At 49.3% G+C, this 26,167-nt stretch carries 18 protein-coding genes and 2 pseudogenes; 4 read left to right on the plus strand and 16 right to left on the minus strand.

The genetic code is table 11. From position 1 onward, the window contains the following. The first annotated feature begins 95 nt into the window (after positions 1–95). A complete protein-coding gene (locus V4U88_RS10745; RefSeq protein WP_334073253.1) occupies positions 96–2,291 on the plus strand; it encodes an alpha-galactosidase in 2,196 nt (731 codons plus the stop codon). Between the two features lie 208 nt (positions 2,292–2,499). Here the strand turns inward: V4U88_RS10745 and V4U88_RS10750 are convergent, their stop codons facing one another. From V4U88_RS10750 to V4U88_RS10770, 5 genes are all read right to left on the minus strand, one after another. Next, complete coding sequence (locus V4U88_RS10750) at positions 2,500–7,278, minus strand: polysaccharide lyase family 8 super-sandwich domain-containing protein (protein WP_334073254.1); 4,779 nt, start codon at positions 7,276–7,278, stop codon at positions 2,500–2,502. A 236-nt stretch (positions 7,279–7,514) separates the two neighbouring features. Then, positions 7,515–8,561 (minus strand): glycoside hydrolase family 130 protein, encoded by a 1,047-nt coding sequence (locus V4U88_RS10755; RefSeq protein WP_334073255.1) that lies wholly within the window; start codon positions 8,559–8,561, stop codon positions 7,515–7,517. Between the two features lie 32 nt (positions 8,562–8,593). After that, positions 8,594–10,126, minus strand: coding sequence for an extracellular solute-binding protein (locus V4U88_RS10760; RefSeq protein ID WP_334073256.1), 1,533 nt, complete (start codon positions 10,124–10,126; stop codon positions 8,594–8,596). 83 nt (positions 10,127–10,209) lie between these two features. Continuing rightward, positions 10,210–11,094, minus strand: coding sequence for a carbohydrate ABC transporter permease (locus V4U88_RS10765; protein WP_334073257.1), 885 nt, complete (start codon positions 11,092–11,094; stop codon positions 10,210–10,212). Positions 11,095–11,103: 9 nt separating this feature from the next. Next, a complete protein-coding gene (locus V4U88_RS10770) occupies positions 11,104–12,042 on the minus strand; it encodes an ABC transporter permease (RefSeq protein ID WP_334073258.1) in 939 nt (312 codons plus the stop codon). 310 nt (positions 12,043–12,352) lie between these two features. Between V4U88_RS10770 and V4U88_RS10775 the strand changes: the two genes are divergently transcribed. Next, the gene (locus tag V4U88_RS10775; protein WP_334073259.1) at positions 12,353–14,620 is read left to right on the plus strand and encodes an AraC family transcriptional regulator; all 2,268 of its coding nucleotides are present in this window, start codon (positions 12,353–12,355) and stop codon (positions 14,618–14,620) included. Positions 14,621–14,646: 26 nt separating this feature from the next. Here V4U88_RS10775 and V4U88_RS10780 read toward each other — a convergent pair. Next, positions 14,647–14,739, minus strand: a pseudogene (locus V4U88_RS10780) (hypothetical protein); the annotation flags it as partial. A gap of 343 nt (positions 14,740–15,082) precedes the next feature. Here V4U88_RS10780 and V4U88_RS10785 point away from each other — a divergent pair. After that, on the plus strand, positions 15,083–15,985 hold the full coding sequence (locus tag V4U88_RS10785; RefSeq protein ID WP_334073260.1) for an IS1595 family transposase: 903 nt from the start codon (positions 15,083–15,085) through the stop codon (positions 15,983–15,985). Between the two features lie 369 nt (positions 15,986–16,354). Here the strand turns inward: V4U88_RS10785 and V4U88_RS10790 are convergent, their stop codons facing one another. The 5 genes from V4U88_RS10790 to V4U88_RS10810 are packed head-to-tail and all read right to left on the minus strand — an operon-like array spanning position 16,355 to position 21,326. Further along, positions 16,355–17,179 carry an ABC transporter ATP-binding protein gene (locus V4U88_RS10790; RefSeq protein WP_334073261.1) on the minus strand — a complete coding sequence of 275 codons (825 nt, stop codon included), beginning with the start codon at positions 17,177–17,179 and terminating at the stop codon, positions 16,355–16,357. Continuing rightward, positions 17,124–17,978 (minus strand): ABC transporter ATP-binding protein, encoded by an 855-nt coding sequence (locus V4U88_RS10795; RefSeq protein WP_334073262.1) that lies wholly within the window; start codon positions 17,976–17,978, stop codon positions 17,124–17,126. The genes V4U88_RS10790 and V4U88_RS10795 overlap by 56 nt, the downstream gene beginning before the upstream one ends. Then, on the minus strand, positions 17,978–18,781 hold the full coding sequence (locus tag V4U88_RS10800; RefSeq protein WP_334073263.1) for an ABC transporter permease: 804 nt from the start codon (positions 18,779–18,781) through the stop codon (positions 17,978–17,980). Before V4U88_RS10800 ends, V4U88_RS10795 begins: the two co-directional genes overlap by 1 nt. Next, the gene (locus tag V4U88_RS10805) at positions 18,778–19,725 is read right to left on the minus strand and encodes an ABC transporter permease (protein WP_334073264.1); all 948 of its coding nucleotides are present in this window, start codon (positions 19,723–19,725) and stop codon (positions 18,778–18,780) included. Before V4U88_RS10805 ends, V4U88_RS10800 begins: the two co-directional genes overlap by 4 nt. Continuing rightward, on the minus strand, positions 19,725–21,326 hold the full coding sequence (locus V4U88_RS10810) for an ABC transporter substrate-binding protein (RefSeq protein ID WP_334073265.1): 1,602 nt from the start codon (positions 21,324–21,326) through the stop codon (positions 19,725–19,727). The genes V4U88_RS10805 and V4U88_RS10810 overlap by 1 nt, the downstream gene beginning before the upstream one ends. Positions 21,327–21,478: 152 nt before the next feature. Here V4U88_RS10810 and V4U88_RS10815 point away from each other — a divergent pair, with 152 nt between their 5' ends. Continuing rightward, positions 21,479–22,234: a class I SAM-dependent methyltransferase gene (locus V4U88_RS10815; RefSeq protein WP_334073266.1), complete on the plus strand. Its 756-nt coding sequence runs from the start codon at positions 21,479–21,481 to the stop codon at positions 22,232–22,234. An 80-nt stretch (positions 22,235–22,314) separates the two neighbouring features. Here the strand turns inward: V4U88_RS10815 and V4U88_RS10820 are convergent, their stop codons facing one another. The 5 genes and pseudogenes from V4U88_RS10820 to V4U88_RS10840 form a co-directional block, all read right to left on the minus strand. Next, positions 22,315–23,091: an NAD-dependent epimerase/dehydratase family protein gene (locus tag V4U88_RS10820; RefSeq protein WP_334073267.1), complete on the minus strand. Its 777-nt coding sequence runs from the start codon at positions 23,089–23,091 to the stop codon at positions 22,315–22,317. Between the two features lie 113 nt (positions 23,092–23,204). Then, positions 23,205–24,491 carry an MFS transporter gene (locus tag V4U88_RS10825; RefSeq protein ID WP_334073268.1) on the minus strand — a complete coding sequence of 429 codons (1,287 nt, stop codon included), beginning with the start codon at positions 24,489–24,491 and terminating at the stop codon, positions 23,205–23,207. Positions 24,492–24,779: 288 nt separating this feature from the next. Then, positions 24,780–25,055 (minus strand): annotated as a pseudogene (locus tag V4U88_RS10830) (GNAT family N-acetyltransferase); the annotation flags it as partial. Further along, the gene (locus V4U88_RS10835; protein WP_334073269.1) at positions 25,052–25,396 is read right to left on the minus strand and encodes an Asp23/Gls24 family envelope stress response protein; all 345 of its coding nucleotides are present in this window, start codon (positions 25,394–25,396) and stop codon (positions 25,052–25,054) included. The pseudogene V4U88_RS10830 and the gene V4U88_RS10835, both read right to left, overlap by 4 nt. A gap of 162 nt (positions 25,397–25,558) precedes the next feature. Then, positions 25,559–26,125, minus strand: coding sequence for a TetR/AcrR family transcriptional regulator (locus tag V4U88_RS10840; protein ID WP_334073382.1), 567 nt, complete (start codon positions 26,123–26,125; stop codon positions 25,559–25,561). Between the last annotated feature and the right edge of the window lie 42 nt (positions 26,126–26,167).

Consider the following 26,167-nt stretch of genomic DNA (forward strand, 5'->3'; position numbering starts at 1 on the left):
ATACACCTTTACGCTAATGATAAAGGCTATTTTTTATAATCAGTTATTTCACATGCTTACTAAATTATAACACTAAAAGGAGCATAATTTCACTTATGGGCATTCATTACGACGAGAAACGCCAGGTGTTTCACCTGCATACCCCCGGTTCCAGCTACTGCTTTCAGATTGTTCGCGACGGCTACCTGGGGCATTTATACTGGGGGCGACGAATCTCTGTCTATCGGGATTCTATACCTCTTGATTTTATCGATCGGGGCTTTTCTCCAAATCCCGACCCTGCCGACAGAAAGTTCTCTTTAGATAACCTTCCGCAGGAGTATCCGGGCTACGGGAACGGCGATTTCGGCATATCCGCCTATCAGGTGGGCCAATCTAACGGATCTGAAATCTGTGATTTCCGTTACCAGACTCATCGGATATACTCTGGCAAGCCAATGCTTCCAGGTCTTCCTGCCACTTACATCGAGCGGGAGGACGAAGCCGATACACTGGAGCTTGTGCTTGAAGATGCGCTGACAGGTCTGCGAGCTACCTTGATTTATACTGTCTTTAATGAATACGATGCCATCGCGCGATCGGTTCGTTTTGACCATACCGGCTCCGATAATCTGATCCTTCTCCGGGCGCTAAGCGCCAGCATCGATTTCAGAGATGACGAGTATGACATGTTGACCTTCTACGGGGCGCATACCAATGAACGAAATATCGCGCGGCGGCCCCTTATGCCCGGCATCCAGAGCGCGGAAAGCCGGCGAGGTGCCAGCAGTCCCCAGCAGAATCCGTTTCTGGCCCTGCTTCGTCCTGGGACTGATGAAGACAATGGCGAGGTATACGCGCTCAATCTCGTTTACAGCGGAAATTTCATTGCTCAGGCCGAAGTTCAGCAATACCGGACGACTCGGGTGTCGATCGGCATCAATCCGTTTGGCTTCTCCTGGCAGCTGTCTCCCGGCGAAAGCTTTCAAACGCCCGAGACCATCATGGTATACTCTGCACAAGGCTTGGGCGGGATGTCCCGCGTCTTTAACAGGCTGTACCGCACGCGGCTCAGTCGCGGCAAATTTCGTGACGTCGAACGGCCGATCCTAATCAATAATTGGGAGGCCACCTACTTTGACTTTAACGCCGACAAGATCGAAGCGATCGCCCGCGAAGGGAAAGAACTTGGTATAGAGCTCTTCGTCCTGGACGACGGCTGGTTCGGCAAGAGGGACAATGATTTAAGTTCCCTGGGCGACTGGACCGTTGACCGCCGCAAGCTTCCGGAGGGGCTGGACAATCTGGCCCGGCGTATAACCGGAATGGGTATGCAGTTCGGTCTGTGGTTCGAACCGGAGATGGTCTCACCGGACAGCGAACTCTACCGGCGTCATCCCGACTGGTGTCTTCATGTGGCGGATCGTCCCCGTACGGTGGGGCGGAATCAGCTTGTTCTCGATCTGTCGCGGCGGGATGTATGCGACTATATTGTTGGAGCGCTATCCGATATTCTGTCTTCCGCGCCAATTACGTATGTGAAATGGGACATGAACCGCCATCTGACAGAGATCGGCTCTGCCCTGCTTCCGGCGGAGCGCCAGCGCGAGACGGGTCACCGGTATATCCTCGGTCTATACAGGGTATTGGATGAGCTCACTTCCGCCTTTCCGAATGTACTGTTCGAGAGCTGTTCCAGCGGAGGAGGGCGCTATGATCCCGGCATGCTCTATTACATGCCGCAAACGTGGGCAAGCGACAATACGGACGCGATCAGCCGGCTAAAAATCCAATACGGTAACAGTATGGTCTATCCAGCCGTATCCATGGGCGCTCATGTTTCGGGTGTGCCGAATCATCAAGTCAACCGGATTACTCCTCTTGACACCCGGGGACATGTCGCGATGTCGGGAAACTTTGGCTACGAGCTCGACCTTACCAAGATGTCGCCGCAGGAAAAGATCATGGTCAAGTCCCAAATTGCGCTGTATAAAGAAATTCGCCACCTTATCCAATTCGGAGAATTTTATCGGATTTTAAGTCCGTTCGAGGGCAACGAAGCGGCCTGGTCCTTTGTTTCTGATGACCAAAACGAAGCCGTACTTGCTTTTTTCCGAGTGCTGAGCCAGCCGGGTGAAAGGGTGCCTATTCTGAAATGCAAAGGATTGAATCCGGATTTCTTGTATTGCCATCACGAAACTGGGAAGGTATACGGAGGCGACGAGCTGATGTACGCCGGACTGACGCTTCCGAGAATTAAAGGGGATTTTATTAGCCTGTTCTGGCGGTTCAGAAAGGCTGGCGAGCAATGAGGAAACGTCGGTCAAGGTGAGAGAAGCCTGGCTGGAGAGGTTCTCCTCTGGCACAAAGGCACTGCGGTTCCGCTTAAACCCATGCTCCGAAACGGCAGGCCCAACATGAAAACACAAAAAAGCGGGTTCTGCGCAGACACGCATACCCGCCCGCAGTCGTCCGTGGAAGACCGCATACAAAGACAATTCCAAGCATAATTTCTATGGTTTATTGTTCTGTACCAAGCTCCAATATCCGCACCAATAGGGTCACCGCTTCCGCCCGGGTCGCAGTACCGTTCGGAACGAACTTATTGTCGTCGCGGCCATACACGATGCCCAGCTTACGAACCGCCTCAATCGCGCCTTTCGCCCACTTCGGGATGTCCTTATCGTCCGCGAAACCGGTCGTTGCGCCTGCTTCAGCAGACAGTTTAAGCGCTCTAGCGATCATCGCTGCCATTTCCGCCCGGGTAATCCGCGCATTCGGCCGGAAGCTGCCGTCCGCGTACCCGCTCACAATGCCTGCTTCAACCGAATTCGCGATCGCTTGCTTCGCCCATCCGCCGATTTTGGCCTCGTCCGTAAACGCAGTCGCTGAACCTGCTCCTTCCAGCTTAAGCGCATTGGCCAGCATGACCGTAAATTCGGCGCGGGTAATGGCGGCATTCGGCTTGAACGTTCCATCCGGATAGCCGCTGACAAGCTTCATGCCCGCCGAGCTCAGGATGGCGTTCTTCGCCCAATGTTCCGCGATGTCTGTGAACGATGGCGCGGGCGCGTTCGGTTCGCCGCTTTCGTCCTTTTTCTCGCCTACAGCCATGACCGCAAACTTGGTGAAGTGATCCACCTCGGCCGTAATTCGATCGCCGTTCACGATGCCGCCTATTTCAATCCATAGTTTCTTTGCTTCGTCATAGTAGAAGATAGCGACTCTTTGATTGTCACCTATGAGAGACGGATCGAACTTCATCGAGATGACGATCGGCTTCTTGAAGTTACCGGTTGTATTTTTGGTCAATTCAAAGACGTTGCTGACAAGCGTTTCCTTATCGAATACGTGGTTTGCCGTACTGAGCAGCTTCTCGATCTCGATGCGCAGCTCTTGAACCGCCGCCCCCGCGCCTATCGTAAGAATAACTTCGTTATCGAGGCTGACCTCGCCGGCCCGTCCGCTCGGAATAAGGATGGTGCCGTTGGTCGATTTAATAACGGATGTATCATTGCCACCACTTGTGCCGCTCCCCGGCCTCTCCGATTGCGGATCCTTCGGCGTCTCCGGTTGCGGTGCCTTAGGTGTTGCCGTTACGGCATTGGAGAACTTGCTCTCGCCCCCCGTTCCCACGGCTTTCACTGAGAACGCGTATCGGGTGCCGTTCGTCAGGCCGGTTACGGTGTATGCGGTGTCCGTGACGTTCGCCTGCACTTGCACCCAATCGGCCGGATCCACCGGAGCCGCTGACCCTGCATACTTGTAAACGACATAGCGATCCGCACCAGCCACGGCATCCCAACTCAGCGAAACTTTCCGGTCGTCCGCCAAGGCGGCAAGATGAACCGGCGCTGCCGGAACCTGCGACAAGGTCGAATTCGGCGTCGCCGTCACGGCAGTGGAGAAGTCACTCTCGCCTCTCGCATCTACGGCTTTCACCGCGAACGCATAGCTCGTTCCGTTCGTCAATCCGGTTACCGTATACGTGGCTTCCGTTACGCTGGCTTGAGCCAACTGCCAGTTGCCCGGATCGGCCGGCGCCGCCATGCCTTCATATTGGTACACGGAATAGGTGACGCTTTCCGCCGAAGCGTCCCATCTTAAGGTTACGGATCGGTCGCCGGGCGCCGCCGTCAAATTCGCAGGCGAAGCCGGAACAGATGCTTCATCCGGCGATGGGATCACTTCGTTCGACGGCGCGGACGAGGCCGATTCCCATTTGGCGTTCCTTGCGATCACCGTAAAGGTATACGCCGTACCGTTCGTCAGACCGGTGACGGTGATGGGGCTGTTCGAACCTTCCGCCGTCGCAACAGCTTCTCCGTTTGCCCACGCGGTGACCTTATAGCCTGTAATTTCGCTTCCGCCGTTATGGATCGGTGCGGCAAAGCTTACCTCGGCGGACCCGTCATGACCGACGGCATGCACATCGGCAGGTGCGTCCGGTGCGGTAGCAAGAGCCGAATACACTTTAAATTCCCAGAGTGAGTAGCCGTAGGTGGTCCCTCTTTTCGTGCCATACATCTGAACGTATCTTGCTTTCACGGGTTCGAAGGAGATTCTGTCGACTCCGCCGTCTCCGGTTGTGGTGCTGTAAACTGTAGTCCAATTCGTCGCGTCGTCGGAAACCTGGATTTGGTATGCCTTTCCATACGCGTCTTCCCAATGTAGATGGACCTCCTGGAGGGATTGGCTAGTGCCGAGATCGACATAGATCCACTGCGGATCGGAATAGTTGGATCCCCAACGGGTGCTAAGTGAGCCATCAACTGCATAATCAGGCCCCACGTTCGCGGCTCTGGACGAGCTTGCCGCTACCGGCTTGCCTTCCGCAAGATTGGGCGGTACTGCTTCATACACGTTGAATTCATGAAGCGAGTAGCCGTTTCCGGTACCCTGCTCAATCCCTTGCATACGAACATACCTGGCACTGACCGGACTGAAAGAGATGTCTTCGATTCCTCCTTCGCCCGTCGTCGTTGAGTAAACATCATTCCAGGTGACGGCATCGTTCGACACTTGAATTTTATAACTCTTCCCGAATGCTTTCTCCCAATTTAGCCTAACTTTATTAATCAAAAATTGATTTTGCAAATCAACATATATCCATTCATGATCCGAATCGCTTGAGCTCCAATACGAAGTTCTGTAAAGATCCGTGGCATTCGAGGCAAATTGGTTGTCTTTGCTGGATGAAGCGATCGCGCCTTTACTGTAAGCGAGATCGAATCCGCTGTCGTCAATGGATTCTCCCTCATTCAAAGTCATGCTTCGGCCTGTGAACGTATCCTTGCCGAGTCTAAAGCTTGTCGTGGATGTTTCTCCGTTTCGATCCAGCGCCACGTTCACGGTAATCCCCGGTGTTTCGGGATTGGCGACTGAAATACGGACAGGTGCTGCGGATTCGTCAACGATAACCATGGCGGGTTTATCGACGGTGACCGTCAAACCGTCCCTCACCGTCACCGTCCCGGGTTGATAAAACAGCAATTCCGCAATTCTCAGAGAATTATGTCGGACAGCCTGGACGGACGGTGTATTCGAAAGAATACTTATCGGGTTGTCGTTCGCGTAACTGCTGACCCCTTCAGAGGTTGTGTTCGGCAATACAATGTATTGGTAGGAAGCGTTTGTGGGTTTTACGCCATGATCGAGCCAAATCGAAAAAATCGGCTTGGTCATCGCCTCCGTCGAACTTCCCGAGATGACGTCGCTCCATTTTCCGGTTTTCGTCTCCCGTTTTACTTGAAAATCCGTCGGATTCGGGAATATATAGCCGATATGATCGTTATAGGCCCAGCGTCCGCCCGTTTGCATCGTTCCGTCTGCTAACGGATTGCCGTCTACGAGAACTTCGCCTACCGCCTGACTTTGGTTCAATGTCGTGTGGATCGGCGCGGCATTCGTCGAAGCGATTCCTGCGCCAAGCGCCACCATTTCATCATCGAAGAAGAAGTAGCCTTTCTTTCCGCTTGTACTCAACTTGTTAAAATCAAATGCGGTGGCTCCGTAACGCTCGTTTGTCACTCCGCCTACAAACGTTTTGGGATTGTTGAAATTCCCGTCTTTCGTGAGGGCGTACGGGGCCGTCGTACCGGGAACATGGGCCCAGTCCATCAACGGGTAAACGGGTCTGTATTCGTCGCCGGTTCTCTGAATGGCAGTGGCTCCTTGCGGCGTCCAGTACAACAGGTTATATCCGCTGGGATGAATCGTTCTCCATTCGCCGCCTTTAACCGTGCTGGAGGACATCTTGACCGTAATTCCGTAGTCGGTCCGCATATGGGAGGAGACAAGCGTCTGCCATTGCGTCATATTGTTGGCATTAAGTCCGTTGCTCGTGTTCGTGCCGATCCTGCGAATATTGTCAAGGAAACTGGTAAACTCCGCAGCCCGCTTCGGATTGGCCGTCTGCATCCATTGCATCGGATCTTCATAGAAGGTCAAAGCCGCACTCGAATAACCCGGCCAATCAGGTCCGTTCATCCCCATGCCCAGATCGGCAACATCGCCTTTCACGAGATACCGGGTGCCGTCCAACAAGTAGGACGATAACGAATCAATCGCCGCCTCGCTGTACGAAAACATGGTGCCCGAGGTAATGTAGGCCCAGAATGACATATCTCTGGCAAAGCTTCTTCCATAGCCCGTCGTATAATTCGTTTTGCCATGCATGAAAAAAGACATGTCCGACTGGATTCCCGTCACGGTTGTCGTCACATTGGACAGTACGTTAAACGCGTTCACGGCGTTCCGAACGATCTGGGGATCCTCCAGCAATAAGCCCCGGTACATATAATTTTGATTGTACCAGGACGAATTGGCTCCATCGACCGTGTGCGGGCTGCTGTCTAACGTGCCGATAATATTGGAGACTTGAGTTGCAGTTAAATAGCCTTCGCATAGAAGCGCAATTTTTTCCAGCCTTAGCTGTTTGCCGATTCCGGTCTCCCACCAGTTGGTTGAAGTCGGCTTTACCATGAACCAATAATCCAGCGCCTTTTGAATACCGGCTAACAGCGTTTCACTATGATAATTTGGATCATTCGGGTCGGCAAACGCCTGCGCCATCGACTGCATCCGGTCTAATGCAAGGTAGGGCGACCAACCTCTCCCATTAGCGGCGGAAGTTGTACTCGTGTAATCGACATCCCCCCAGCTTCCATCCGATTTTTGATGGGATAAATAAGTGCCTGCCTGTGATTTGAAGGTCCACTCGACCCGACCGTTCGTTCCGTCATTTATGATATCTTTGGAGATGTAAAAATCAACCATACGCTTTTTCATCATTTTCATATCAGCGATCTCTTGAGAAGCATTCGTCTCCTCGGGAGTGCTCGCCGATACGGGCGAGTATAAAAATAGGGAAGACATCATTGAACAAACAATAACAAGACAAATCCACCTTTTTACAAACCTTTGCCTTGGGTTAGCCATTCTCATGTTCCTCCTTTATTAAGCTCAAAAAGTTTTTTTGATAGCGCTTTCACATTAGTAGATTGAAGAAGGCAGCAAATACTGCCCTCAATCCTTCAAAAAAAAGTACTATATATATCCTCCAAGGGGATGTCCACGACAGCCATCACTTCGTCCGCGGCACCGTAATACATGCGGATCGTTTGATCTAGTAAAATGGCTCCGCACGAAAACACGACCCCGCCGAAAAATCCATTCACCTCATAGGCGGTTTCCGGCTCCAATACGGGTACACGAGATCTTGCTATCACCTTGGCCGGATTTTTCAAGTCGAGCAGCACCGCGCCCATACAATAGCGATGCTTGCTGTCCGCGCCGTGGTACAGTGCAAGCCAGCCCCGATCGGTTCGAATAGGAACCGCGCCGCCGCCCATTCGAGCCGAATCCCAGCCTTGTTCGCTTAACCCCATCAAGAAGCGATGATTCCCCCAATGTACGAGATCGGGCGATTCGGCAATCCACATCTCGGGGGAACCGAACGACTTCGGCACCGGACGGTGCAAAGCGAAGTATTTGCCGTTAATTTTCTCCGGGAATATCATGACATCCTTATTTTCGGGAGCGAGCATAAGCCCGTGACGCTTGAATGTTCGAAAATCCCGGGTCTCCGCCAGACCAACCCCAACGCCGCGAGCGGAGGCGGAGCTGTAAGTGATATAATACATGTCCCCGATTTTGGTCACGCGCGGATCTTCAATACCCCACGCTTCCAGAGCGTGTTCCGGAAACAAGGCCGGCTCCGGCTCGATGTCGAAATGAACGCCATCCTTACTTCGTGCCACCCGCAGATGGGATAAGGATGTGAGCATGACTGTTCGTCCGTCCCTTGCTACGAAGCGCGAGTCGGAGAAATCATAGCTCGGATCGGCCTTGTCATAGCGCTCTATAAGTACATCGGTGCCCGCTTCGTTAAGCCGGGGGACGAGCACTTCGTCCCCCCGGTCCGATACCGGCGCTTCCGAAACGCGCAGCAACAGAATAATTTCATCCCGTACTTGCGCAACGCCTGCATTAAACGCTCCAAGCACTCGAAAGTTGGGGCGGGAGGGTGCAACGTCCCCGACACGTATAACAGGATTTTGCGCGCAGCGTTTTACGTTCATGTGAGATACCTCTTTCCGTCTTTCAATGATTGTTATTTACCGGATGTAACGGCGTTGATTTGCGCTTGAATTTCATCGATCACTTTTTGTCCGCCGAGGCTCGCCATTTTTTCCTCCAGCATCGCCTTGCCTTCATCCGCAGGCAGCAAGCCTTGACTAAGCGGCAGGAAGAGCGAATCGTGAAGCGGCGTAATTTTGGCATACTCCGTCTTCACCTTTTCAGCGTTAAAGCTGAAGCCTGCCGTCGGACTAAGCGTGAAATTAGCCGGGTCGGCGGAGAAGTCGAACCACTTCTTGTCATCCGGCATCATCGTATCCGGCGTGCGGTTCAGCGTTGGCCGCCAGGTCAACACAAAGCCCGGGAACGAATAGTTGGACAGCACCTTATAGCTCGTATCGCCGACAGGCTCCCAATCCTTGCCTTGAATGCCGTATTCCATCAAATCGTGGTTTTCCTTAATGGACAACCAATTGACTACGTCCAGAGCCAAATCGCTGTGCTTGGATGAAGCCGGAATGCAAAGGAAGTTCCATTGCTGGAAAGCGGTATACGGCTTAGCCTTATCACCGTTTGGAACGAAAACCTCAAGCTTGTCGCTGCCGTCCTTCAGCATATCCGAATATTTCAATCCCTCCACACCGTCAGCCGCATAATAGGTTGCGGCATATTTGCCCTGTTTGAACAGTGTTTCGGCATTTTGCTCCTGCGCGATATTTTTGGAAATTATGCCATCCTTATAGTATTTAGTGACGCGTTCATAACCATCGGCAATCATCGGGCTTGCCCATTGACCGACAACTTTCTTGTCCTTGGTTGAATAGGCGAACATGCTGACGCCGATTTCCAGCACTTCATCGAGCGCCAGATTAGCGGATTCACTCAGGATAAACGGAAGTTTATCGGCTTTGATGCCATTAATGACGAAGGGTCTGACATCCTTCTCGTTTTCCTTGACCGTATACAAAAATTTCTCCAGATCTTCGAGTGTTTTCAACTCGGGAAGCCCGTATTTCTCGCGCAAATCTTTGCGGATAAGCAGGCCGTATACCGGGCCTTGGGTGGTTCCGAGCGGAATGCCCATAATTTTGCCGTCGAATTTGTTATAATCCCACATTTCATCAGGAATGGACGCTTTGAGCTCCGGACGCTCGGCCACCATGGCATCCAGTTCCAGCAAAGAATTGCTGGCGATCATCTGATTCATGGACAACCATGGGGCATCCAAATACATATCGAAGTCTTCCCCGGCAGACATCTTCACAGATACCGCATTCCCGTAATCGGACCACGGCAAGAAATTGATATTCAAAGCCGCTCCGACGTTGTCCGCTTTCAATTTGTCGTTGACCGCCTGCAGCACATCGTCAAAGCCCGCCGGCTTATCCCCCGGAAAATAAGCCTTCAGCGTCACCGTTTCCTTCGGTGCGGATGTAGCGCTTTCCGTATTCGTTGGAGAATTTCCTTTATTGCCGCCAGTCTCCGTTTTGCCTCCGCAGCCCGCCAGCATCAATGACAAAGCCAATACTGTGGTCGTCACCGCGCCAAACCATTTTTTCAATCTCATTTCTTTAACCTCCCTTTATATAATGAAGAAAAAAAGTATCTATGATTAACCGGGCTGATCCGGTTAATGCCGGAAATCCTCGATTACCCTTTCACAGCTCCTACCGTTAGACCTTTGACAAAATACTTCTGAAGCAAGGGATACAGCAAGACAATCGGGCCGATTGTCAGTACGGTTGTCGCCATCCGCACGCCATAGGTTGGTGGCGTCACGGCAATGGCCGCCGAGGCGGGAATGAGATTTCTGGCGGCCTCCATATTGGATACCATCCGGCGCAGAATCAATTGCAGCGGGAACAGCTTCTCATTATCCACGAACATCAATCCCATAAACCAGTCATTCCAGTAGTTCAGGGCATAAAAGAGACCGACGGAAGCCAGAATCGGCTTCGAGATCGGTATCATAATTTGAAAGAAAATTCTCATCTCATTTGCTCCATCAATTCTTGCGGCTTCCTCCAATTCCTCGGGAATTGTACGGAAGAAACTGACAAGCAAAAAGACGAGGAACGGCTGGCATAATAATGTTAAAATTAGCACCCAAACGGTATTCTGCAAATGCAGCCACTGACTGACCACAATATAAAACGGAATGATGCCTCCGGAAAAAAGCATAGGCAAATAGCAAAAAATCAGAAAAGGCGTTTGCAGGACATTCCGCTTGTTGGCCAGAGAATAGCCAAGCATTGCGGAAATGCACAAGGCGCTTAATGCGCCTACCGCGGTGATAAAAATTGTGACCGCGTAGCCGTTCAGCAGCACATCCGATTGCAAAACCGCTTTATAAGCGTCCAGTGATAATTTTTGCGGAAATAAAGTATACCCGTGCGCAATCAGTTCCCCCTCGTCCGTAAACGATCCGATAATCATCAGCAGAAAAGGAAACAGACAAAATAAGGTGAACAATAAAATGAACGTATAGGCAAATACTGTAAAAGTTTGATCCGCAGCACTCTGTTTCTGTCTCATCGTTACCTCCTAGAATAAAGCGGATTCTTTAGACACCCGTCGGGTTACCCAGTTGGCGGCAATGACGAAGATCAGACCCATAACCGACTGGAACAGGCCAACCGCCGAAGACATGCCGAAGTCGTGCAACTGTCTCATGGAGCGGAATACAAAGGTGTCGATGACATCGGTAGTCGGATACAGCAAGGAATTGTCTCCAATGATGGCATAGATCATGGCAAAGTCCCCGTTGAAAATCTTGCCTACGGCCAGCAAAGTCATGATCATAACAGTTGGAACGAGCAGCGGCAGCGTAATGCGCAACACAATCTGCAGCTTAGATGCCCCGTCTATCCGGGCAGCCTCGTACAAATCCTCCGATATGCCGGTAATCGCGGCCAGAAAAATAATCGAAAGATAACCGGCTCCTTGCCACACGCGGATAACCGTCAGTATGAAAGGCCACAGCTTCGACTCAAACATCCAGTTGACCGGTTCCAAGCCGAAATTTTGCAGCCAAGTATTGATCATCGGCTCTTCCCCGCCGAACAAGGATTGGACAATCATTCCTACCACAATCCAGGACATAAAATAAGGAAGAAAAATAAAAGACTGCGAAATTCGTTTGAAATACTTATTGCGAATTTCATTGAACATTAGCGCGATTAATACAGCAGCCGCCGTAGTAAACAAAATGAACAGCATGTTCAGCATCAGCGTGTTGCGCAGTATCACCCAGAAGTCATCCGAAGTAAAAAAATAGTTGAAGTTTTTTAATCCGACCCATTCGCTTCCCGTAATTCCTTTGGCAAAATTATAGTCCTTGAAGGCAATTATAATCCCGTATATGGGAAAATAACTGAACACGAGAAAGAACAGCAGCCCCGGCACGGCCATAGCATAGAGAAAAGGATTACGAACAATATGCTTCAGCTTGGACCGTTTCCTTGCATTAAGTTGATATTGCATAGTTTTACTTCCCCCTTTCATCGAAACAGGCAATCGCATCTGCGTCCCGTTATTTATACCGTTACCTTACCGAGCTCTCACCGCAACGGCAATTCCGGCAAGCTCCAATTTTTCCTGCAAGCGCAGATTTACGAACTTCCCAAAAACAACACTACCCTCGAAAATAACCGATTCTGCAGACAGGAATGCTCGTTATGCTATAATTAATAATCTAAAAATGATAAGAATCGGAAGTTATAATAACGGGGGATTCAGAGCAATGAAGTTCAGACTTCCACTTTTCACATCGCTGAAGCGGCATCCTACTTATATGAAACTTATTTTTTATTTTGTCAGTGCAAACGTTCTGGTTCTGGCTGTATCTTTCGCGCTGCTCTATGGGCAGTCTTCCCAGACGCTTCTGGAAGAGATCGGCGATCATTCCGAATCCTTGCTAGTGAACGGTGCCCGGAACACAGCGCGACTGATGGAATGGTCTTTGGAATTCAGCTTCTCCTCCAGCGATGACAGTACCCTCAAGGTAAATGCCCTTTCGGATCAATACAGCGATTTTGAAACTTATAAGGTATGGAGACGGCTTATCGAAATCAAGAACGCCAATCCGTCTATCGATTCGGTATACCTAATCAACGATTACACAAATACTGTAGTAGATTCCAGACTTGGATTGAGTGATGCGGAAGCTTTTTACGACCAGGACATTATTAAGCGCTTGCAGGATCCGGCTACAGCGGACCACAGCGTTCTCATTCCGAGAACCTTGTCCATTCCGCTTGTCGGCATTAAGGCCAAAGAGGTGATTAGCATCGTAAGATTTTACGAAAAAGGCAGTTCCATCTCGGCTTTCGTTCTGAATATAGATACTGATAATTTAATGACCTTGCTTCAGAACAATTCGAATTATGCGAACAGGTCGGTCACTGTTCTGAATGATCGGGATAAGACGGTTTTTAGCAGCATTCCTTTGAATCAGGAACAAATTGCGGAGCTCAGGAGCCAAGGGAATAAGGGCGAAAGCGGATGGAAGCTGTTTCAGCCCCGCAATCAGGAAGAGCAACTGATGGTTTACGCAAGCTCCTCCATCAAAGGAATTCAAGATTGGACCTTTATCGAAACTATACCGAAGTCGGTCATTTTGGGAAAAATCACTGTTCTTCGCAACACAAGCATGATCTTGTTCCTCATTCTGTTCGTAGCATCATTGACCGTTATCGTTCTGATTTCCAAACGGGTCTACTCGCCTATTCAAGAACTGATTAGCAGAGTGATGCGGCAGCATCAAGCGGAAAGGCCCGGCGAAGGATTTAGCGCAAATGAACTTGACTACTTATCCAATGTGTTTACAGCCCAACACAAGCAGATCTATGAACTGACCGAGCACTGGCGGCATACTAAAATTCTGGGTAAAGAGCGGTTTTTACGGGATTTTCTGGGGGGTATCTACCATACGGCAGAGGAAATATGTTCTCAATTCCAAGAATGGGGAATTGCTCTGCCGGAAGATCAGCTGTCGGTGGCCATCTTTCGGATCGACCACTTCTCGGAATTTACGGAGGCCTACCCGGAGAAGGACCGGCGTCTACTCCGATTTGCAATGTCCAATATTATCCAAGAGTCGCTGCAATTTTCCAAGCACAAGCTGCAAACGGTGGACATGGGGAACGATCACGTGGCGGTTGTCTTATCCGCTCCAATGTCCGAAGAATATGCAAAGAAGCTGCAAGTATCTATGCAATTAATGGAGCAGTATTTGTCCATCGGCACGACCGTCGCTTGGGGTAGGACGTTGCCCAGTCTGACCGACATGCATGAGGTATATATGGAGACGTATGAACTAACGCACGAACGGTTCCGATTCGGGCACGGAGCGCTCATCATAAAAGCATGGCTGGCCGACGCGCCAGGAGAACTGTATCATTTGCCTGTGGACAAAGAGCGGCAGATCGCTCAGGCTCTTTCCAAGGGTAACGTGGATACGGTTCTGGAAATCATACGCTCAGCCGTGGTCAAGCTGCGGGGACTGCCCTATTTTGAATGCAAAATGTCGTTGATTACCTTGTTTATGGACATACGCCGGCTTATGCAGGAGCACTCCAGTCAGACGTTGCCCCATTCATGGGGGCTGACTTCCATCGAGAATCAGATCATACAGCAGGAGACGATGGAAAACGTAGTGCCATGGATGGAAGCTCTGATAACCAAGACGCTTGAAGACATTGAGGCTGCCCGCAGTCTGTCCAAAAACGCGGCCCTGATCGAGCAGGCGGACCAGTTCATTGAAGAACAATTAACCGATTCGAACTTGTCCGCAAAAATGCTGGCCGACCATTTGGGTCTGTCCGTGAATTATTTCCGCAGTTTGTATAAAGCGGAGACAAACCAGTCGATTACGGAGAAGATATCGGAGAAGCGCCTAAATTACATTTGTCAGGAGTTGCTTGCCTCCGACTCGCCAATTGAGCCGATCATCCAAAAATACGGCTTTTCGTCGCTTAACACGTTTTATTCCATCTTCAAAAAGGTGTATGGAATGACGCCAGCCCAATATCGGAGGATGCATAAGAATGGAAATTGTTGATAGTGGGATTTAATGTAAATTTCTGTAAACATGCCGCCTGCTCCGTTGGTTTCCTGACCGATCACATGACGAAGCGGAATCGTTTCGTCTTTAATACGAGCATCCAATAGTCCTACACTTAACTTTCGCAGCATAAAAATTGGCAAGTAAGCCTTGAAGTAATGGACAAAGCGGCAATCCAATTCTGGAGTTGACGCTCATAACCGAGATCAGTGCTTGACGAAATAAATTATGACTTTGACACTATAGTGTTCGTGTCTTGGTGTCCCCGCCTGCTGCCTTTGCAAGATTATCCCTTTCGTTCAGGGGCAGAGGTTGGGAGCTAAGGTAAATGGATAAATCGAAATAAGAAAAAAATGAGGCGGTTCAGGTGAGATTTTCGGCTTGATATAGGAACGCATGTTCGATATAATGAAGTAAAACGAACACGCGTTTTAAATCTTGATTCGGGGGCGAGTGAACATGGAGGTCAATGCGGGAAGGGAACTTCAACCATTCAGCAGCCGTTATAACAGCGAACAGGCTTGCATGGAGGCGCTGATCGCGATGAAGTGGCCAAACGGCTTCGTCTGCCCGCGCTGCGCTCACACCCGGTGCAGCCGTCTGACTTCCCGACGAATCCCCTTGTTCGAGTGCGGAAAGTGCGCGCATCAAACGTCGGCTTTGGTCGGCACGATTTTTGAACGAACACATCTGCCCCTGCTCAAGTGGTTCGAGTCCCTGGATTTATTCCTACTTGAGGGCGGCATCTCGGCGATGCGACTGAGCCAGGTGATCGAGGTCACATACAAAACCGCCTGGTTGATGCTGCACAAAATACGCCATGCCGTCGGGGAGTTCGATGCCCAGGAGCTGCTCTGCGGAGATGTGAAGGTGAACAGCGATCTGTATGGGCGTAACCCATCCCGGTGTCAGTTTCCGCATCCGTATGCTTTGGCGGTAGTAGCGGGATGCACGGTAAGGGAGTCGGGCGAGCCGGAGCAGGTCAAAATCCGCCTGATACCGTATAAGAGAGGAGACGGGAAAAGGGCAAACCGTCTCGAACTCGCCGCGTTCATCAACAGGCATGTAAATGTTAGTACATCAGCGGTACAATCGTTCCCTCTATCCTATCGGCTGTATGCGCCCTTGCGAAAAGTGGTGAGAGAGGCGTGGGAATCGCTGAAGAATACGTATGGAGCCTTGGGACTGAAGCATCTGCAGGCTTACCTAAACGAGTTTACCGGACGCCGCTGGCTGCGCTTGCCCAGAGCGGAAGAAACGATTCGGCAGAAGTTGCTGCAGATGTGTGTGGCGATACCGACGCTTCCCTACCATCGGCTTATCGCGCGCCAACTGAATCAGCCCCTTGCGGCTGTAGCCTGATCGAGACGCTGGAGTAGAGGGGATTAGTTTGATGCGGATCAACTTGATGGGTGTGGGTTAGCATGAACAGTGCGGGCGTTGCTGCAGACGGAAAGGTTCAGGCTGCAGCAAAATCACGGTCTTTTCGTTTCCCCCCGCATCTTGTCCTTCATCTACCGTCCGGTCTGCTTCACTTCTCCTAAATTTGCTTCCTTCTCCTAAGATCGTCTTAAGACCGTCTCATTATCTCGAACCTATCTGTTTCCCACCAAATACTTACTTCTCTCGAGCTTGTCTATTCTCTTCTACCTGATCAAACGGGATAATCGTGCAAAGCGCCCGGACGGTGGATGTTGATCTGCTGGCCAACCCACCGGCCTTTCTATGTTCTCAAGCTTTCAACGCCCTTCCGCATTCTCTTACCATAATCGGTTGAGGGCCCGGCTCTTTCCATATCATCCACTTGGCTTCAAGCATTTCAGTTGATTTAAGCAACTCGATCGTATAGGCGTCTCGCACGCTCTCATTATGGAGGTCGGAAGTAGGAAATTGCTCGATCTTTTTCCCGTCTTTCATCACTAAAATATCTTGGCACAGTCCGGGAACAAGCGAGAGATCATGGGTAATGAACAAAAGAGACAACCCTTGTTCCCGCTGAATGGACTTAAGGAGTTCTATGATCCGCTGTTGCAACACGATATCAAGGTTCGAGACGATTTCATCACAGATCAATAGTTTGGGATGAACGATCAGCGCTTTAGCCAGGCAGGCTCTTTGATACTGGCCTCCACTTAATTTATCTGGCCGGTATCTAAGAAGGTCCTCACGAAGCCCCACTTTGTCCAAATACTCTAAAATTCGCTTTTTACGCTCCACTCTATTCAAGGTTGTAAAGTTCTTTAACGGTTCTTCCAGACACTGAAACAAGCTCATCGCCGGGTTTAATGTTGAGGCAGTATTTTGAAAAACGATCTGAATATCGCGATACCATTCTTTATACGCTTTTATTCCTTTGTGGGGCAGGTGTTGCCCATTAAATATAATTTGCCCCGATGTCGGTTGTTTTAAGGCCATGATCAGTTGGGCTAGCGTGGATTTGCCGCTGCCGCTCTCGCCTACGATGGCTAAAGATTCCCCGTCTTCTATCACAAAATGGATGTCATTCAGAATTTGCCTTCCATTCATTTCTTTGAATAGCTGCTGAACTTGAAGCATTGGGGCCGGCACCTCCTTTGCTAAGGAGCTTTTGCGATCGATACCTGCATAATTGCTTGGTATATTCATGCTCGGGTTGTCCTAATATTCGCTCTGTGCTTCCCTGCTCTATGATTTCTCCGTCACGCATCACCCCGATCGTATCCGCAAGATAACTTGCCAGGAGTATATCGTGCGTAATAAACAACATACTCATGTTCAGCTCCAATATCAGATGATGCAATAAGGAGATGACTTCAGCCTGGGTGGTGACATCAAGCGCGCTCGTCGGCTCATCGGCGATGACGACTTCAGGCTTTAACAGAAGCGCCATCGCAATCATGACACGTTGATTCATTCCGCCGCTCAGCTCATGAGAATAACTTTTCATCACATGCGCCGTATCGTTCAAGAGCACTTGAGACAGCATCTTTTCCGCTTGTTGCTCAGCCTCATGCCTCGATACCGGTAAATGACTAAGCATAAGATCACCTAATTGTCTGCCAATCGAGAGCGCTGGATGTAACGCTTGTTCAGGGTGCTGAAAAATGACGCCCACCTGTTTCCCCCTGATTTTGCGCCAGTCCCTTTGGGATAAACGATTCAGGTTTTTGCCGCGCAACAGGATATCGCCCGACATTTGCAGATCTGCAGGCAGCATTCCTAAAATAGCTTTGCTTGTTAACGTCTTGCCGCTTCCGCTTTCTCCCAATAAGCAGTATGTTTTCCCCGGCTCCAAACAAAAACTGCTGTTGTTTACAAGCGGCCGACCATTTGCGTTTCTAATACTCAGATTATTTATTTCTACTGCGGAATCCATTACTTTCCCCTCCTAAGCCGTTCGCCAACAATCTGGAACGAACAGGCTGTCAGAAAAATCATAAAGCCTGGGAAAAACCCCATCCATGGCGCAACTTGCAAATAATTTTTCCCATCCAACAACATCACACCCCATTCGGGTGAAGGCGGCTGCGCGCCAATTCCTAAGAAGGACAACCCGGATAAAGTCAAGATCACCTTGCTTACATCCAGAATCAGCATGGTTCCAAGCTGCGGGGCGATATTGGGTACCATATGACGTATTATCGTTCTCATGCCAAAAGAACCGCTTACCCTGCTGGCGATAATATACGGCTCCTTTTTTACATCATGGATCAAACCGCGAATTAATCTTACGTACTTGGCCCACCAGGAAAGAATCACCGCAAAATACACATTCTCCATGCCAAAACCGAGAAAGCCAACCACCACAATGGTGAGCAGGACATTCGGCAAGGCCGTAAAAATATCCGTCACACTCATCATCAACATGTCAAGTTTATTCCCCCAAAAAGCACTCAGTGCACCAACGAACAGTCCGATCAACATGACAACGCCGAGAACGATGAAAACGGGGAACACCGAGTCGCCGATCCCGTGAATCACCCGGCTTAACAAATCTCTTCCCAGATAATCCGTTCCAAACGGATGAGAGAGGCTTGGGGGAAGGAGCTTTGCTTGATGATTGGTTTGGAACGGGTCATAAGGTGATATCCATGATGCGCTCAGTCCGGCAATAAGAAGAGCCACAATTAACAACAAAGCTGTTGTTGGAAGTTTATTCGCCCGAACGAGATTCATCATAGTTCCCACCTCTGTTTGTCAAGATGAACACGCGGATCGGCCAAAAAATAAAGGATATCGCTCACAAAGTTAAACCCGAATATAAAAGCGGCCACCAGCAGCGCGCTTCCCTGAATGACGGGAAAATCACGGCGGTAAATGGCCTCGAGCATATACTTGCTGAACCCCGGAAAACTAAAAATCGTTTCCGTGATGATCGAGGCTCCAAAAAAGCTCGGCAAGCTGGTCGTGATTAACGTCAGGATCGGGATGAACATGGCGCGGAATAAATAAGCCGGATAAAAGATAGCGGGCCGCAAACCTCTGGCTTTTGCCGCCTCAATATAAGAGAATTTACTGTACTGTACGGTGTATGAGCGTACCATCCGAATGAAGTAAACGCTTTGGACCAGGGAAATCGCCGTTACCGGGAGCACATAATGCTGTACGGAAGAGCTTCCGACGATCGGAAGAATCGGCCAGATCACACCGAAAGCATACATGAGAAGAATAGCAAGCCAATATAAAGGGATCGACAACCCTAAAATGGTTACCGAATAAACCACGCGATCCGGAATCGAGCCTGCATTTAACCCTGACCAAATTCCTGCCGGTATTGAAACAGTCACCGTAAGCAAAAAAGAGCCTGCGATCAGTGTGAACGTCGGTTCTAAACGGTTCATGATTTCGTGTAACACCGGTTCGCCGGACATAAAAGAATTTCCCAGTTCTCCTTGGAATATCTGAAAAACCCAAGCCATGTATTGCTGAATAAACGATTGATCAAGCCCCCATTGCGCCTGCAAATGAGCCACTAATGATCGTTCCGGCACCGCCCCGATGTTTAGCAGCATCATCGACGCCGGATCCCCCGGCGCCAGACGCATAAGTGTGAAGAGGAACAATGAAAACAGGACAAACGTAAGCACTAACATCAACAGACGATGGGTAATGGAACGCAGCATTATTGGGCTTCCTTCTTCAAGTGATGCCACTTTAAAGGATCGTCTTCTATGGCATTGAAAGTAAAGCCGGTAAGTTCGCGCGTATGAACAAAGGTTTGCTTGGCGTAGTAGATTGGCACCGACATCGCTTCCTCGTACATGCGAAGAAACACTTGGTCAAATAGCGCCTGCTGCTTCTCTACCGAGACGGTGGAAGCAATCTGATTCAGCAGGTCCGATAATGGACGGTCTTGATAAGCGACCCCCGGCGCGGATGGCGAACTATAGAATAGAGAAGACAGGAATCGATACGGCAACTGCGCATCCGTATAAGTCCGATACATAAGCAGGTCATAATCCTTGCTGCTCCATAACGTATCATAGTAAGCTGCCCGTTCCTGATTCACGATGTCCACTTGGATGCCGATCTGCTTCATGTTGTCCTGAAAAATTTCCGCCATCTCTTTCCACTCCGGATATTCTTCCGTTTGAATCACCAATCGCAACTGCAGGACTTGTCCGTCTTTTTCATAAAGCTGCTTTTTCTCATTCCATTTGTAACCCGCGGCTTCGATCAATTGTTTTGCCTTCTCCGGATTATAAGGGTAGAACGGCTGGTTATCGTCCGTGACAAAGGCGACTTCTTCTTGAAACAACCCTTTGACCGGTTCACCGCTTCCATCTGCAAATTTACTCGTATCATTTCCGTAATTGATCGCCTGGCGTATATTTTTATCCGCTAGAGCCGCATTATTTTGATTGATGACCAAAAAATAGGACATCGTACTGGTTCCCGTTTCCACCACATACTTGTCGTTATTTTGAAAAACAATTAGACTTTCCGCCGGAATATTGCCAACTTCCCCACCTGCAAGATCCACCTCTCCGGATTGCAGCGCAAGCACCCTTGCCTGCGGATCAGTAATGACTTTAAAGACAAGCGAATACTCCGATGGTTCCTCTAACCAATAATGCTCATTTGCAACCAGAACCGTCTCGACTCCTTGCTGATAGCTGCCTATTTTCCAAGGCCCCGTGCCGATCGCTTGGTGAAAGGCTCCATTCACATCTCCCGCAGGAGTCACCGCGGTTGGACTCATAATCCGAAAAGGCCTCGCCTGACTAAGCTCATACAAAACTTGAGTTGCGGTTTCTTTAAACGTAAGTACGACGGTGTTGTCATCAGGGGTTTCTATTTTTTTCAGCAAACGGGATATTTCAAGCGTAGCGTTCTCTTCTCTGCCGACCGCCCGCTCCAAAGAAAACTTAACGGCCGCTGAATTCAATGGACTGTCGTCCGAAAATTTCACTTGTTTTCTTAGCTGAAAAGTATAGGTCTTTCCGTCATCGGAGATTTCCCATGATTCGGCCAAGCTGGGGGCGATCTTGCCTTCCCCTTCATATTCCACCAGCGCATCATATACAGCGGCATGCACATGGCGTGTTCCATTGAAGGTCGCGGCATCCAGTTTATCCCCTTCAGCATCCTGGGTTACCGCTACAACGATTTGTTTGTCCGCTTCTTGACCGGAACCGGAAACCGTGCTTTTGGCTTGTGAGCACCCCACAAGCAACAACAACGTCAAAACGGCGGCAACAATGAAACCATATCTGCTAAACATCCCTACTCCTCCTACTTCTTCTCCCTTGATGTTGGTGATTAAACTGCTGCAATGTTCATGACCACTTGCAAACGGAATAATCTTTGTATATTATTAATCGTAATTATTACGATTTGCAACATATTTTTTTGGGATGAAGGAGACGAGGATTAATGAGTGAGCATAAACTTGCAGAGCAATATCGGGATTATTGGGACAAAGGGGCCGCCGTGTATGATGAAATCGTTAATACCGAATTTGCAACGAATACATATGATCAATGGAACGCGATCCTGAGTGGTCTTTTATCCGGAAAACGGAATTTAAAGATCCTGGATGTTGGAACGGGGCCCGGATTTTTTGCGGTTTTGCTTAGCCGGATGGGGCACCTGGTTACCGCCATTGATTCCTCGCCTGAAATGGTGGCTAGAGCTAGGCAAAATGCGCAAAAATACAACTGCAATATCAGGATTATGGAGACAGATATCATCGAATATAAAACCGAAGAAACCTTTGATGTCATCATTTCCAGGAATGTCACTTGGTTCCTATACAATCCTGTTACGGCTTATCAAAATTGGCATGGGATGCTTAACGACGGGGGCCAAGTTATTATTTTCGACGCAAATTGGAATTTGTTTTTGAGCCATCCCCAGGAGGCAGAGCTTTTCAGAAAAGCCAAGGAGGAGGCGATGGAGCAAGGTTACTTGCCGTACCGTGAAGAGAAAGACATCGAGGAAGGAGATCAACTGGCGCTTACCTTGCCGTTAACCTACGTAAGAAGACCTGGATGGGACAGCGAAATGCTTAAGTTTATTGGCTTTACTAAAATCCAAATCCATGAAGGATTCGATGCTGAATTTTATAGTCCAGGAGAAAAAATCCTAAACCGCCACCGGCCCATGTTTGCGATCGTTGCCGAAAAATAGACGCCTTGCGGCGTCTATCAAACATTTGGAATATATAAGGAGTTTGAAAAAATGACGGATCGAGGCGGCGGAATGGCGGGCTACGGTTGCTGTCCCCCCTGATAGGCCGTTTCATCCCGGCTCACCTTGCGTCCCGCTGCCTTGGCTAGCTCAAGCAACTTTGTTGCGTCATCCTGAGGTTTATATCCGATCAGTTCCTCCAGATAATCTATGTTGTAGTAGTTATCGCTATTGGCGGAGGTGCCGTACAGATTCAAATACTTCAGTTCGTCACCAGCTTCAATGCAGCAAACGATCAGTTGAAGCATATCACGCTCGGATATCCAGATATGCCCTGCACGTTCGGAATGGGGCCGATCGTCCCCCGGAAAGTTGCCGATGCGAATATTGAACGAAGATATCTTCCCTTGGTCAGAATAAAGCCGGCCCAGCAGTTCGATATAGCATTTGCTGAGCCCGTAAAAGCTATCCGGACGGTACGGATCGTCGGGATCAACCTTCTCGTCCGTCTTGTAAAAACCGGTCGCATGATTGGAACTGGCGAATACAATGCGGCGGACGCCATTTTGCACCGCCGCCTCAAATAATTTATATGCACCGCTCACATTTCCAGCCAACACCTTGCCGAGAAAATCCCCGTTGTCCTTGATCCAGGCAAAATGGAGCACCGTATCAATTCCTTGCGTCAGCTCTGCCAGCCGCGCTTCATCCGCGATATCCGCATGCACAATGCCTTGCTCATCGTCCGCCTGTATATCCGCTCCGACAATGTCGTACCGATTATCGTTTTGCAGCCCCTTGTAAAGTACATTCCCTATTGTACCCGCCGCTCCCGTTATTAATAGTTTGCGTTTCATTCGTTCTCCCCCTTCCCCCTTGTGGCGTATTCTTGCGTCACGCGATTGCTGTGGTGTTAGTTATTACCCGTTGGGAGAAGGAAATATGCAAATCGTCACACCTTAAACCATTTTCAAATCACTGTGTCCTTGACAGTTGGATGATCCACTTGTGCACTTTCCTGAAAATCCCTCCGATAGAACCACCCGATCAAGACAGCAATTGTCGTCATAGCCGCAGCCAGCAGATACACCTGTACCATTCCAAAGCGGTCTGCATACCAACCTAGAAACAACAAAGATAAGCCAAAGCCAAGGTTCGTAAGCACGTCAATTCCTGCCATCACTTTTGGGAGTTGAGCCGCCGGAGCACTTGTTTGCAGCAAGGTACGGCGAATAATTCCGGCCATTTGCACCGGTAATCCCGAGACGGCAAAAAGAACAAGCGCAGCGGCCGGAATCGTATTGAGAGCAAACACTACCGTAATCAGCACATACACGAACAATGCTCCCAGCATGTACAAATAACTGTTCTTTTGCAACCGTTTGACCAAGCCAACAACAACCAGCCCGCCCAGAATCATGCCGGAGAAAAAAGAGGCATTCATAAACCCCCACCAGCTTGCATCCTTATGCAGCACCTGAGTTACATACGCCAGAATAAATACACCAAGCCAGGAGGTTCCCCCAATGGTGTCTATACTGTCCACGATCATCAGAGAACGAATGCGGCGGTTATGCCAAATAATCCGCCAACCTTCCCCAAGTTCTTTCCAATGGGAGCCCTTTGATTCGGCTGCTGCTGCCGGCTGAGTAGCGAGGATTGGAGATTCGGAACCTGATGCCTGATAATCCAGCGGATCACGAATGAACGAAGTGACAGTTGCAGCCAACAAATAGCAACAGGATGCGATCAAAAGCGTACTCAGTGAACCGAGCCAGGCTACAACAATCCCGCTGAGCGCCCATCCTGCACATTTAACTACTTGATCACTGACGGCTACAAAGCCGTTCGCGCGCATGAGTCCCTCACCGCTTGCCAAGCGTGGGACAAGTGTATTTCGTGCCGGGTTGGTCCAGCCGTCCAGAAAGGACATGCCAAACACCATCACAAAAATGAAAAGTAACGATCCTTGCCCAGGCTTGGTCCACAAGTAAAGAAGCAGCAGTGTAAAAATGACAAACTGCCCAAGTTGGGAGAACAGCAAAATCCGCGTGAGCCTGAATCGACTGAGAATTACAGGTGCAACCAGCCCGCTAACCACTTGGGCAGACAAACGGAACAACGGAATCAAAGTGGTCTGCATTAGAGAATTGCTTGAGCTGAACACCAATACCGTTATACTCAACATGTAGATAATATCTGCAACATTGGAGATCGTCTGAGACCCCCACAGATAATAAAAAGGCCGCTTGATCAAAAAAATTCCCCTTTTCTTTTGTCAAGTTTAATATATTCTATATAAACCCTTAATTTACCTTCTTTTATTTATAAAGGAAATTTAATATTATCTGGAGTACCGTCTAAGATTTCGTCACCCCATATCATAAGCAATAACCTATGTCCTCAGCCAGACAAAAAGGCTCGTAATTGCCTTGGCAACTACGAACCCTGTATTTCATTCCCTCACGAACACGAGGGGCGAGTACCGCTTTAATCTGGGGAAATCCTTCTTCGTCTACGGAACCGAGAAAACCACCATGTCCGGTGTTACCATGCTCAGGCGTCTCAACACCCGGACCGGATAACATGTGATCATTCCTAATGTCTGTCCGTTGACCCTTGCCTCAAAGGCATATTGATGACTGAAGCGATTCTCCCTCCCCTTCCACAGCTTGCGGAAAGTGCCGGAAACGATGCTCTTCTTCTCGGACCCGGCTAATGTGTACGCCATATATTCCAACGCCATTTGATTAAGCCTGGCGCCGACCGCCGACCGGGCATCGGCCTTTTGGATGGTGGTTGCATTTTCTATCAAGATCATTTGACGGATACCCCCACAATAGTTACATTGATGGAGACGATGCTTAATCCGGTAAATTTCTCAACGGCCTCCAGAACATTAGATTGCAGTATCTTGCAGACTTCCGGCATTTTCAACCGGTGTTGGACAGTTACGCATAAGTGAACATCCAGTCCCCTGTCCGTTTCCTTTAACTCGATTCCATTTTGTATACTGTTTCCGCCTAACCAATTCGTGATATTCTCGACAACTCCGGTTGACGTGCATATGATACCGCTAGTCGCGTTTGCTGCTATGCCAACGATCTTGGCGATTATTTGTTTTGAAATATTGATTTTTCCCATCGCATTTTGAATGAACATGCACATCCCCACTTTTCACGATTTGTTGAAAACAAATTGATGGTCTTTCACCATAAAACGATAGTGAAATTTATCTTTTGATATTAAATTATATCATTATTGGGCGTCAGTCAACTTTCTCCCTAAGGGGGACCGCCAGCAATACGTAGAAAAAATTGACTTTTAATGTCTCTTAAATCCGTGATAAAACGTATCCACAACCAAGGCAGCTGCGGAATTTTTGGCAATATCCCCGTCTATGACCTGCTGCCAAGTCAGGAACAGAAGTGAATACAGGACATTGACAATCCAGTTTTTGTCTACATTCTGGCGAAAATACCCCTTCTGCTGCAGCAAACCGATCGCACGCAGCACAGGCTCCCGTAATTTCTGATCCTCTTCCTCAATCTCCCGATTATAATTGACGGTAGCGTCATGGGCCAGAAAATAAATTTTGTCCCCGAGTGGTATCAACGCTTCAATCAGCTCCGGAATGAAGGTTTCACAGTTCTCTTCATCCAGCCGAATCTCTTTCATCTTCTCGCTGACGACCTCAATCGCACGAAGCCCCAAGTAAATCATCAATTGTTCCCGGCTCTCAACATACCGGTGCAGCGTTGCGATACCGATTCCGGCGGATTCGGCAATTTCGTGCATGGAAGCATTCGGCTTCTTGATTAAGAGCTTGGTCGCTTCATCCAAAATAGTGTTCAGCCGCGTCTGCTTGATTGACGTCAGTTCTTTTTTCATCATGTTACACCTCTTAATGAGCAATGTACGGATCTGATTTGG

Origin of the sequence: Paenibacillus sp. A14 (assembly GCF_036864815.1) — a bacterium.
GTDB lineage: Bacteria > Bacillota > Bacilli > Paenibacillales > Paenibacillaceae > Fontibacillus > Fontibacillus sanfengchensis.